1 protein-coding gene is annotated in these 318 nt (G+C 60.1%); it reads left to right on the top strand.

The window, feature by feature from the left end; translation table 11 throughout:
* Positions 1 to 208, top strand: a 208-nt coding sequence (locus ACM6I5_RS22220; RefSeq protein WP_414884726.1) for a hypothetical protein, incomplete at its 5' end; no start/stop codon positions are given.
* Positions 209 to 318: the final 110 nt, after the last annotated feature.

Here is a 318-nt window from a genome sequence, read left to right as displayed (position 1 = left end):
CAGATCTCCCAGGGTAATTCGCGCGACCTTCCTGCTTATGCCTGTCGGATTTACGTCACAGCGTTCCGTGCAAGTATCGGGCTTTAACGGTTTGGGCCGTCTTACCCCGCTGCGCCGCCTCTATCCGCTTCCTGTTCGTCAGGCCAGCATTTTGCCTCGGGCTTCCTTCAGATTCGCAGTCACCCGCGACACCCTTGCCTTTGGCTAACACTTCCCCTTGCCGGGTGTGTAGAGGACTTTCACCTCCAAGTCACCAGCGTGGCCACCACAGCCAAGCTGGTTGCGCTTGCGCGCAACGCGCCATGCCTGGCGCACCCA

It is taken from the genome of Pseudomonas sp. IT-P171, assembly GCF_949767765.1.
In the GTDB taxonomy this organism is placed as follows: Bacteria; Pseudomonadota; Gammaproteobacteria; order Pseudomonadales; family Pseudomonadaceae; genus Aquipseudomonas; species Aquipseudomonas fluorescens_B.
This window is presented reverse-complemented; position numbering and strand designations above follow the sequence as displayed.